This window comes from Methylobacterium crusticola (genome assembly GCF_003574465.1).
GTDB lineage: Bacteria > Pseudomonadota > Alphaproteobacteria > Rhizobiales > Beijerinckiaceae > Methylobacterium > Methylobacterium crusticola.
In genome coordinates, this window is sequence record NZ_QOWC01000078.1 from 24,214 (window position 1) to 34,558 (window position 10,345).

A 10,345-nucleotide genomic window follows, 5' to 3' on the forward strand; every position below is an offset into this window, starting at 1 on the left:
AGCGTGGCCGCGCCGTTCCGAGCCCGCCCGCAGGCGAGCCTGCGCTTCCGGTACGACGGCCGCGAGATCGCCGCCGCGCCCGGCGAGAGCGTCGCGGCCGCGCTCCTGGCGGCCGATCGCCCCGCGCAGGCCTCCGGCCGCGCGGGCGGGCCGCGCGGGCAGTTCTGCGGCATGGGCGTCTGCCACGAATGCCTCGTGGTGATCGACGGGCGGGCGGGCCAGCGCGCCTGCCTCGCCGCGGCGGCGGACGGCCTTCGCGTCGAGACGCAGCCGCCGCGCCTCGACCTCGCCGACCCCGCCCTGCGCGACCTCTGCGCCGTGCCGCGGGCGATCGGGACGCGGGAGGCGGAGATCCTCGTCGTCGGCGCGGGTCCCGCCGGCCTCGCGGCGGCGGCCGCGGCGGCGGAGGCCGGGGCGCGGGTCCTCGTGATCGACGAGCGCCCGGGACCCGGCGGCCAGTACTACAAGCAGCCCCGGACCGCGGCGGCGCGGGCGCGCGATCCCGACCGGCAGTCGCGCGAGGGCCGCGCCCTCATCGCCCGCGTGCGCGCCCTCGGCGTCGCGATCGCCGGCGACACGCTGCTCTGGGGGGCCGAGCGCGACGAGGAGGACCGGCTCACCGTCGCGGTCATGGGCGGGGACGGCGTCCTCCGGTACCGGCCGCGCCGCCTCATCGTCGCCACCGGCGCCTACGAGGAGCCGCCGCCGGTCCCGGGCTGGACGCTGCCCGGCGTCATGACGACCGGCGCGGCGCAGACGCTGCTGCGCTCCTACGGGGTCGTGCCCGGCCGCCGCGTGCTCGTCGCCGGCAACGGCCCGCTGAACCTCCAGGTCGCCGCCGAGCTGATCCGGGCCGGGGCCGAGGCGGTCGCGGTCGCCGAGGCGGCGCCCTCGCCCTTCGCCCGCCCGCGCGAGGCGGCGGCGCTCCTCGCCGCCCACCCGGCGCTCGCCTGGGCGGGCCTGCGGCACTGGGCGCTCCTGCGCGGCGCCGGCGTGGACATCGCCTGGGGCCACGACCTCCTGCGGCTCGAAGGGAGCGCCCGCGTCGAGGCCGCGGTGATCGGCTCGGCCCGGGGCGAGCGCCGGATCGCCGTCGATGCGGTGCTCCTCGGCCGGGGCTTCGCGCCGTCGAGCGAGCTGCCGCGCCTCCTCGGCTGCGCCTATCGCGGCGAGGGCGCCGGCCTCCGGATCGAGCGGGACGAGGACGGCGCGACCAGCCGTCCCGACGTCTACGTCGCGGGCGAGGCCGGCCGCTTCGCCGGCGCCCACGTCGCGCTGGCGCAGGGGCGCCTGGCCGGGATCGCGGCCGCCCGCGGCCTGGGCCTGAGCCCGCCCATGGCCGACGCCGCCCTCCGCCGCCGCCTGAGGCGGCACGAGGCTTTCCAGGGGGCGCTGTGGCGGCTGTTCTCCCCGGCCCGCCCCGCCGGCGCGCCCGGCGACGACACCCTCGCCTGCCGCTGCGAGGCGGTCGCCTTCGGCGCGCTCCGGCACGCCGTGGAGGCGGGCGGCGCCCGGGACATGGCGACGCTCAAGCGGCTGACCCGCGCCGGCATGGGGCGCTGCCAGGGACGCTACTGCGGCCCGGCGCTGCGCGCCCTCGCGCAGGAGAGCCGGGCGCCCGGCCGCAAGGCCGACGCCGTCTTCCTCGCCCCGCAGATGCCGCTGCGCCCGGTGCCGCTCGCCGCGCTGGCCGTGGAGAAGCCGGAATGGGGCGGCCATCGCCGCGTCATGCTGCCCGACCGGCCGCTGCCCGACGCCCCGGCCCCGTTCGCGCCGATGCGCGCCGGAACGCTCGTCATCGGCGCCGGGATCGCCGGATTGTCCACCGCCCTGTTCCTCGCCCGCGCCGGCGAGGACGTCGTGGTGGTCGACCGCGCCGTGCCGAACGCCCTCGCCTCCGGCGGCAATGCCGGCAGCCTCCACGCCCAGCTCCTCTCCTTCGATCACGGCGCGCGCGCCGAGGGCGGGGGCGGCCCGGCCGCCGAGACCCTGCCGCTGCAGCGCGACGCGATCGCGCTCTGGGGCGAGCTCCAGCGCGAGCTCGGCACCGATTTCGAGATGCGGGTGACCGGGGGGCTGATGGTCGCCGAGAGCGAGGGCGACCTGCGCTTCCTCGAGGCGAAGACCGCCCTGGAGCGCCGCTACGGCGTCGAGTGCCGGGTGATCGATGCCGCCGCCCTCGCCCGGCTGGAGCCCGCGCTCGACCGCCGCTTCGTCGGCGCCGCGCATTGTCCCGCGGAGGGCAAGATCAACCCCCTGCTCGCCACGCAGGCCGTGCTGGAGGCCGGCCGGCGCGCCGGCATCCGCCTCGTGACGCGGGCCGAGGTCCGCGCCGTCGCCCGCGGCGGCGAGGGCTTCACGGTGACGACGTCCGCCGGCACCATCTCGGCCCGGCGCCTCGTCAACGCGGCGGGCGCCTTCGCGTCGCGGATCGGGGCGATGCTCGGCCGCCCGGTCCCGGTCTTCGGCGCCCCCTTGCAGATGGCCGTGACCGAGGCCGCCGAGCCCCTCGTCTCCTGCCTCGTCGCCCACGCCGACCGCCACCTGACGCTGAAGCAGGCCGCGAACGGCAGCTTCATCATCGGGGGCGGCTGGACCGCCGCCCTCGATCCCGTCCGGCAGCACCCGCGCCCGCTCCTCGACAGCCTCGAGGGCAACCTCTGGGTCGCCCAGCACGTCGTCCCGGCGCTGCGCAAGCTGCACCTCGTCCGCAGCTGGGCGGCGATGAACATCAACATCGACGGGGCGCCCATCCTGGGCGAGCATCCGGGGGAGCCCGGCTTCTTCACCGCGGTGACCTCGAACGGCTACACGCTCGGGCCCCTGGTCGGCCGCCTCACCGCGGAGCTCGTCACGGGCCGGCGCGGCGCGGGCGGCCTCGAGCCCTTCTCGATCGCGCGCTTCGCGGGGGGGCGGGCGTGAGCCGGGCGGGCGCCCCGCCCGGGCGACCTACGCCGGCCCCGCTCCCCCGGGGCGCGCCGGGAGCGGCAGCCCGACCGAGTCCGCGGCGGCCTGGGAGCGGGCGTTCCTGAGCCACCAGGCCCAGTCCTCCGGGACGAGGGAGAACGGATCGGGATGGGCGAGCTCCCTCGCTGCCCAGACCGGCCAGTGCGGGTTGGCGAGGGCGGGCCTGCCGAGGAAGACGAGGTCGATGTGCTCCTCGCGGATGACGCGGTCGGCGACCGCCGGGACGCCGAGGTTCCAGCTCACGCCGACCGGGATGCCGACCTCGCGCTTCACGCGGGCGCCGCGCTCGACCATGAACGACATCCGGTCGAACGGCGGATCCGTCATCGCGTCGGTGTTGAAGCCGAGGCTGATATCCGCGAGGTCGAGCCCGCGCTCCTTCATCAACGCGATGGCGGCCACGGCCTCGTCGAACTGCACGCCCCGCTCGTTGAGGTCGTCCGAGCCCAGGCGCATCGTCAGGGGCAGGCGCTCGGGCCAGACCGCCCGGACGGCGTCGAGGGCCTCGAGGTGGAAGCGGACGCGGTTCTCGAGCGCGCCGCCGTAGCGGTCGGTGCGCCGGTTGGCGAGGGGCGAGAAGAAGCTTGCGCCGAGGTAGCCGTGCGCGAAGTGCATCTCCAGCCACTCGAAGCCCGCCTCCCGGGCGCGCCGGGCGGCCTGCGCGTAGGCGCGGTGCAGGCCGTGGATCTCCGCGACCGTGAGTTCCTCGACGGGGTGGGCGAACTTGCCCCCGTAGGGGATCGGCGAGGGGCCCTTCACCTGCCACCCTTCCGGGTGGTCGGGCGGCAGCTGGATGCGGCCGAGCCAGGGCCGGGTCTCGCTGCCCTTGCGCCCGGTATGGCCGAGCTGGATCGCCGGCACGCCGCCCATGTCCTTGACGATGGCGCAGACCCGGGCGAGCCCCTCGACCTGGGAATCGTCGTAGATGCCGCCGCAATGGATCGTGGTGCGCCCGTTCGGCACGATGGCGAGCTGCTCGGGGAACACGAGCCCGAAGCCGCCCGCGGCGCGCGAGCCGTACAGCATGACGTGGAAGTCGCTCATCAGACCGTCCGTCGAGCGATGCATGGTCATCGGCGACATCGCGATGCGGTTGCGCAGCGTGACGTCCTTGAGGCTGAACGGGCTGAACAGGTCGGGCATCGGCACCTCCGGCCGCGGGATGGGAGACGGCGCGGGACGGTGCGCCGGATGGGCGGGCCGGTCGGAGCGCGAGGCGGCCGCGGCGCGGCGCGGCGAGCGTCTGATAGATGTCCGCGACCGCGGCCGGTGCAAGGCCCGCGGGCGCGGAGGCGCGGCGCGCCGGGACCTGCCGCCGCGGGACCTGCCGCCGAGCGACCTGCCGGGGCGGCGCGCCCCTCTCCTCGACCGCTCGCAGGGCCGGTCACGCGGTCGCCCGGCGGCGCCGGCCGCCGCCCGGGTGGGCGCCGGCTTCGCGGACGCCTTCGCGCAGGCGGGCCGGCCGCCCTTCGCGGCGAGATCGATCCAGGACGCGACGGCGCGGCATCCCGCGGCGCTGCTCGCGCTGGAGGCCGAGACCGGCTCCGGTAGGACCGAGGCCGCCCTCCGGCGCGTCGCGGAGCTCTTCCGCGCCGGTGCCGTCGACGGCCTCTACTGCGCGCTGCCGACGCGCGTCGCGGCCACGCAGATCTTCGAGCGGGTCAAACGCTTTCGTGACAACGTTGTCCCGCCGCACGACCGGCCCTCCGTCGTGCTCGGCTCCCCCGCCCCCGCGGGGATCGACCCGGCGTCAGCGGCCACCGCGGCTCGGGATCGGGGCGAGGAACGGAGCGCCCGGCGCGCCGCCGGGCGGCCGCGCGGGGGGCGGAGCGTCCGCAGGGGCATTCGCGGGACGTCGGCTGGGGCGCCAGGATTCGAACCTGGGAATGGCGGTACCAAAAACCGCTGCCTTACCACTTGGCGACGCCCCACCGGCCGGGTGGCGCCTCCATAACGGGACCGGCGCGGCGTGGCAACTGCGGGCGCGGGCGGGGGGCGGCGCGGTTGGAGCGGGCGGGGGCGTGGTGTAAGCCCGGCGGGCGATTGAGCACCAGAACGGGAGGAGACACGCATGAGCACGCAGCCGCAGAAGGTCGCGCTGGTGACCGGGGCCGGATCGGGGGTCGGCCGCGCGGTGGCGCTCGGTCTGGCGGGCGCGGGCTACGACGTCGTCCTGACGGGGCGCCGGCCCGAGCCGCTGGAGACGGTGCGCGGCGAGATCGAGGCGCTCGGCCGCCGGGCGCTGGCGCAGCCGACGGACATCGGCGACGAGGACTCGGTCGCCGCGCTCTTCGCGCGCCTCGAGGAGACGTTCGGGCGGCTCGACGTGCTCTTCAACAACGCCGGCATCGGGGCGCCGCCGGTGCCCCTCGACGAGCTGCCAGTGAAGACCTGGAAGGCCGTGGTCGACACCAACCTCACGGGCGCCTTCCTGTGCACGCAGGGCGCGTTCCGGATCATGAAGAAGCAGAGGCCGCACGGCGGGCGCATCATCAACAACGGCTCGATCTCGGCCCACGTGCCGCGGCCGTTCTCGGCGCCCTACACGGCCACCAAGCACGCCATCACGGGCCTGACCCGCTCCACCTCCCTCGACGGGCGCTCCCACGACATCGCCTGCGGGCAGGTCGACATCGGCAACGCCGCGACCGACATGACCGCCCGGATGCAGCACGGCGTGCCGCAGCCCGACGGGACCTCCCGGCCCGAGCCCACCATGAACGCCAAGCACGTCGCCGACGCGGTGGTCTACATGGCGAGCCTCCCGCTCGACGCCAACGTGCAGTTCATGACCGTGATGGCGACCAAGATGCCGTTCATCGGGCGGGGCTGAGGCGGCCCGCGGCACCGGCGCCGGGCGGAATGCGCCGCGCCGGCGTCCCGTGTGGCCCTCGCCCGGGGGCTTCATGCTAGAAGCGCCGGGCGGGCGCTGCGGCGGCGCCCGCGCGTCCCCATATGGGGAGCGCCCCGACGTATCGCGCCGGGCCCGGGTTGCGCGGGCCCGGCCCCCTCAGGTCCGTGCCAAACCTCATGCTGATGCAGACCGATGCCAAGCTCGCGGCGGTGCCGCCGGCCGATCCCGTCGCCCGGCGGCGCACCTTCGCGATCATCTCGCACCCGGATGCCGGCAAGACTACCCTGACGGAGAAGCTGCTGCTGTTCGGCGGCGCGATCCAGCTCGCCGGCGAGGTCAAGGCCAAGCGCAACCGCGTCTCGACCCGCTCCGACTGGATGGGCATCGAGAAGGAGCGCGGCATCTCGGTCGTCACCTCGGTGATGACGTTCGAGTACGGCGCCTGCGTGTTCAACCTGCTCGACACGCCGGGCCACGAGGATTTCTCCGAGGACACGTACCGGACGCTCACGGCGGTCGACTCGGCCGTGATGGTGATCGACGCCGCCAAGGGCATCGAGGCGCGCACCCGCAAGCTGTTCGAGGTCTGCCGCCTGCGCGACATCCCGATCGTCACCTTCGTCAACAAGCTCGACCGCGAGGCGCGCGACCCCTTCGACCTCCTCGACGAGATCGAGAAGACGCTCGCCCTCGACGTCGCCCCGGTGACCTGGCCCATCGGCCGGGGCCGGAGCTTCGCCGGCACCTACGACCTGCGCAACAGGCGGGTGCGCCGGCTCGACGCCGCCGACGAGGCCGGGACCGTGCCGGTCGCCGGCATCGCGGACCCGCTGTTCGACCAGCTCCTGCGCGAGCCCGGCGAGGCGGCGACCTGGCGCGAGGAGGCGGAGCTCGCCGAGGCCGGCTGCAAGCCCTTCGACCTCGAGGCCTTCCGGGAGGGGCACCTGACCCCGGTCTTCTTCGGCTCGGCCCTGCGCAATTTCGGCGTGCGCGACCTCATCGACGGGCTCGCGGCCGTGGCCCCGCCCCCGCGGGGCCAGGACGCCGACACCCGGGCGGTCGCCCCGACCGAGCCGAAGATGACGGGCTTCGTGTTCAAGATCCAGGCGAACATGGACCCGAACCACCGCGACCGCATCGCCTTCATGCGGGTCTGCTCGGGGCGGCTCACGCGGGGCATGAAGGCGCGCCTCGTGCGCACCGGCAAGCCGATCTCGCTGTCCTCGCCGCAATTCTTCTTCGCCCAGGACCGCGCCATCGCGGACGAGGCCTTCGCGGGCGACGTCGTCGGCATCCCGAACCACGGCACGCTGCGCATCGGCGACACGCTGACGGAGGGCGAGGAGCTGGTGTTCCGGGGCGTGCCGAGCTTCGCGCCCGAGATCCTGCGCCGGATCAAGCTCACCGACGCCATGAAGGCCAAGAAGCTGCGCGAGGCGCTCCAGCAGATGGCCGAGGAGGGCGTGGTGCAGCTCTTCCTGCCCCAGGACGGCTCCGGGGCGATCGTCGGCGTCGTCGGCGCGCTCCAGCTCGACGTGCTCAAGGAGCGGCTCCAGGCGGAGTACGGCCTGCCGATCGACTACGAGCCGACCCGCTTCACCATCTGCCGCTGGATCGAGGCCGACCAGGAGGCCGACCTCGACGCCTTCACGGGCTCGCACGGCTCCGCCATGGCGAGCGACCTCGACGGCGCCCCGGTCTTCATGGCCACCACGGCGTTCTCGCTCAAGTACGAGCAGGACCGCGCCCCGGCGATCCGCTTCACCGACGTGAAGGACTACCAGAAGCGCAGCGCCTGACGCGCCGGCGCGCGGCGGATCCGCCCGGGCGGGGCCCACGGATCCGCCCGGGCAGGGCCCCCGCTCAGAACTTCCCCAGCATGGGGAAGTCGACGCTCAGGCTCGAGACCGGGCTCACCGGGGCCTCGCGCTTGCGCGGCCGCCCGTTGAGCACCTGCTTCAGCTTGGTCTTCAGGAGCGCGAGGTCGAACGGCTTGAGGATGAAGGCGTCGGCGCCCGCCATGTGCGCCATGTTGATGTCCTCGAAGCTGAACGACGTCTCGGTCAGGATGAAGGGCGTGTTCAGCAGCGTGTCGTCGGCCCGGATCTCGCGCAGGAGCTGGATGCCGTCCATGGGCTCCATGTCGAGGTCGGAGATCACGAGCCCGTAGCGGCGGGCCCGCAGGTGCTCGAGGGCTTCCGGCCCGTTGGTCACCCCCTCGACCTCGGGGAAACCGAGCCGGTTCATCAGCTCGGCCACGAGACGCACCAGCTTGACCTGGTCGTCCACGATGAGGATGGGGGGAGCGTCGCTCATCAGCACCAGCCGGCGCGGGAAGGAAAGTGGGAGTGGATCCGGGTCGGTATCGGGTCCGGCACGATCTAGACGAAGAGGTGATCGATGCCCTGCTTGGCCAGGGTGTCGGCCTGCAGGGCACGCGCGAGGGCGTAGACGGCGGCGGCCTTCGGCGTGCCGCGCTGGAGCATCGGACTCAGGTTCGCCTTCTGGAACAGGCCCTCGTTCGCCGGCGTGCGGGTCGCGGTGGTGAACGAGGTCACGAACTCGCGCTTGGTGATCTCGCGCCACTCGATGATGTGGACGTCCCGGTGGCGCGGGTCGTTGGAGATGCGCGCGAAGGTGTCCTGCACCGACATGCGCTCCCCCTCGAGGACCTGCAGGAAGTGGTTCTGCTCCAGGATCAGGAAGCTCGTGATGACCGAGAACTCGTTCTTCTTCTGCGCCTGGCGCGCGATGTCGTTGACCTGACGCACCCGGCCCGCCGGATCGGCCGTGAGGACCACCCGGGAGAAGTAGATCAGGTGGATGAGGCTGTTCCGCTTGTTCCGCATGAGCCCTGTCCGAGGCGTCCGGACGGTCAGTTAGCGGCACGAGGCTCAACAGCCCGTAAACGTCCAACCGCGGCCGCGGCGCGACCCCCGGCAAATTCTGCCGGGCGGCGCGCGCCGCCGGCGCGCTTCCTGCCGGCCGGACCCGGTGCGGCACCAATGATCGCAACGGCTTAGCCGTGGCACGGGGCCTGCACCGGCCCCGCCTTGACGGTGGCGGCACGGGGCCAGGTGAGATGGATGTTTTCAGCGCGCTTCAGACCGCGGTGTCGGGCCTCCAGGCGCAGGCCTTCAGCCTCGACAACATCTCGGGCAACATCGCGAACTCGCAGACGACCGGGTTCAAGCGGATCGACACCACCTTCGTCGACATGCTTGCGGAGCAGCCGACCACGCGCCAGACCAGCGGCTCGGTGGCGGCCTATTCCCAGCTGACCAACACCCTCCAGGGCAACATCGCGGCGACGGGCGTGGCCACCAACATGGCGCTGTCGGGCAACGGCTTCTTCACGGTGCAGCAGAAGACCGTCGACGCCGCCAACCAGCCGACCTTCTCGGGCACGAACCTCTACACCCGCCGGGGCGACTTCGCGGTCGACCGCGACGGCTACCTCGTCAACGGCGCGAACTCCTACCTCGTGGGCCAGAGCCTCGACCCGACCACCGGCCAGGCCACGGGCGACGGCGTGATCAAGATCTCGGGCGCGGTCCTGCCCGCCAAGGCGACGACGAGCATCAGCTACGCGGCGAACCTGCCGAGCACGCCCTCCCTCACGGGCTCGGGCTCGACGCTCCTCGCCAGCCTGCCCGGGGGCGATCCCCGGATCCTGACCGGCACGGGCGCCGGCACGGTGGCGGTGGCCGCCTCCGACACCCCGGCCTTCCTGAATTCCAGCATCTCCGGCGGCTCGCTCACGGGCTACTCCACGACCGGGGCGGCGGCGAACCTCCAGCTGCGCTGGGCCAAGGTGGCGAACGCCGACACCACGGCCGGCACCAGCGACACCTGGAACCTGTTCTACGCCACCCAGAACGGCGCCACGTCGAGCAGCTCGACCTGGCAGAACGCCGGCGCCGCCTTCGCGTTCAACGGCAACGGGCAGCTCACCGCGCCGGCCGGCGGCACGCTCGGCATCCCGAACGTGACCGTGGACGGCGTCAACCTCGGGTCGATCGCCCTCAACACCGGCAGCGGCGGCCTGACCCAGTACGGCTCGGCCAGCGGCCAGATCACCACCGACACCCTGCAGCAGGACGGCTACGCGGCCGGCACCCTGAACTCCCTCGCGGTGACCAAGGAGGGCCGGGTCACGGGCACCTACTCGAACGGCAACAGCCTGGCGCTGGCGCAGGTCGACGTGGTGCGGTTCAACGCGCCCGACGCTCTCAAGGCGCAGTCCGGCGGCAACTACGCGCAGACGGACGGGTCCGGCCAGCCCCTGCTCGGGCTCAACGGCACCTCGATCATCGGGGGCAACGTCGAGCAGTCCAACACCGACACGGCGGGCGAGTTCTCGAAGCTCATCGTCACGCAGCAGGCCTACTCGGCCAATACCCGCGTGATGTCGACGGCCCAGCAGATGATGTCCGACCTCATCAACATCGTGCGCTGAGCCCTCGCGGCGATGCGCGGGCGTCCGGCCGGAGCGGGGCGACGCCGCGCCGCCGCGCCGGAGGC

Annotated in this window: 8 protein-coding genes and 1 tRNA gene; 4 read left to right on the plus strand and 5 right to left on the minus strand. The window is 74.0% G+C overall.

Going from position 1 to position 10,345, the window contains the following annotated elements:
* Window positions 1-3: 3 nt before the first annotated feature.
* Window positions 4-2,922 (plus strand): FAD-dependent oxidoreductase, encoded by a 2,919-nt coding sequence (locus DT057_RS20705; protein WP_128564002.1) that lies wholly within the window; start codon window positions 4-6, stop codon window positions 2,920-2,922.
* Window positions 2,923-2,949: 27 nt separating this feature from the next.
* On the opposite strand, the gene DT057_RS20710 is transcribed toward DT057_RS20705, so the two are convergent.
* The 3 genes from DT057_RS20710 to DT057_RS20720 all read right to left on the minus strand — a co-directional run bounded on the left by DT057_RS20710 (window position 2,950) and on the right by DT057_RS20720 (window position 4,898).
* Window positions 2,950-4,110 carry an oxidoreductase gene (locus DT057_RS20710; protein ID WP_128564003.1) on the minus strand — a complete coding sequence of 387 codons (1,161 nt, stop codon included), beginning with the start codon at window positions 4,108-4,110 and terminating at the stop codon, window positions 2,950-2,952.
* Between the two features lie 241 nt (window positions 4,111-4,351).
* Window positions 4,352-4,663 (minus strand): hypothetical protein, encoded by a 312-nt coding sequence (locus DT057_RS20715; protein ID WP_128564004.1) that lies wholly within the window; start codon window positions 4,661-4,663, stop codon window positions 4,352-4,354.
* Between the two features lie 163 nt (window positions 4,664-4,826).
* Window positions 4,827-4,898 (minus strand) — tRNA-Gln (locus DT057_RS20720).
* A gap of 140 nt (window positions 4,899-5,038) precedes the next feature.
* On the opposite strand from DT057_RS20720, the gene DT057_RS20725 reads away from it, so the two are divergent.
* Together DT057_RS20725 and DT057_RS20730 are read left to right on the plus strand one after the other, a co-directional pair.
* On the plus strand, window positions 5,039-5,800 hold the full coding sequence (locus DT057_RS20725) for an SDR family oxidoreductase (RefSeq protein WP_128564005.1): 762 nt from the start codon (window positions 5,039-5,041) through the stop codon (window positions 5,798-5,800).
* 197 nt (window positions 5,801-5,997) lie between these two features.
* Window positions 5,998-7,620: a peptide chain release factor 3 gene (locus tag DT057_RS20730; protein WP_128564006.1), complete on the plus strand. Its 1,623-nt coding sequence runs from the start codon at window positions 5,998-6,000 to the stop codon at window positions 7,618-7,620.
* Window positions 7,621-7,684: 64 nt separating this feature from the next.
* Here DT057_RS20730 and DT057_RS20735 read toward each other — a convergent pair whose 3' ends face one another.
* Window positions 7,685-8,137 carry a response regulator gene (locus DT057_RS20735; RefSeq protein WP_128564007.1) on the minus strand — a complete coding sequence of 151 codons (453 nt, stop codon included), beginning with the start codon at window positions 8,135-8,137 and terminating at the stop codon, window positions 7,685-7,687.
* Between the two features lie 65 nt (window positions 8,138-8,202).
* A complete protein-coding gene (locus tag DT057_RS20740) occupies window positions 8,203-8,670 on the minus strand; it encodes a BLUF domain-containing protein (protein WP_128564008.1) in 468 nt (155 codons plus the stop codon).
* A 233-nt stretch (window positions 8,671-8,903) separates the two neighbouring features.
* Between DT057_RS20740 and DT057_RS20745 the strand changes: the two genes are divergently transcribed.
* A complete protein-coding gene (locus tag DT057_RS20745; protein WP_128564009.1) occupies window positions 8,904-10,280 on the plus strand; it encodes a flagellar hook protein FlgE in 1,377 nt (458 codons plus the stop codon).
* The last annotated feature ends 65 nt before the right edge of the window (window positions 10,281-10,345 follow it).

Coding starts and splice junctions, on each gene's coding strand:
- DT057_RS20710 (WP_128564003.1), bottom strand. CDS start 4,110: ATGCCCGACCTGTTCAGCCCGTTCAGCCTCAAGGACGTCACGCTGCGC.
- DT057_RS20725 (WP_128564005.1), top strand. CDS start 5,039: ATGAGCACGCAGCCGCAGAAGGTCGCGCTGGTGACCGGGGCCGGATCG.
- DT057_RS20730 (WP_128564006.1), top strand. CDS start 5,998: ATGCTGATGCAGACCGATGCCAAGCTCGCGGCGGTGCCGCCGGCCGAT.
- DT057_RS20735 (WP_128564007.1), bottom strand. CDS start 8,137: ATGAGCGACGCTCCCCCCATCCTCATCGTGGACGACCAGGTCAAGCTG.
- DT057_RS20740 (WP_128564008.1), bottom strand. CDS start 8,670: ATGCGGAACAAGCGGAACAGCCTCATCCACCTGATCTACTTCTCCCGG.
- DT057_RS20745 (WP_128564009.1), top strand. CDS start 8,904: ATGGATGTTTTCAGCGCGCTTCAGACCGCGGTGTCGGGCCTCCAGGCG.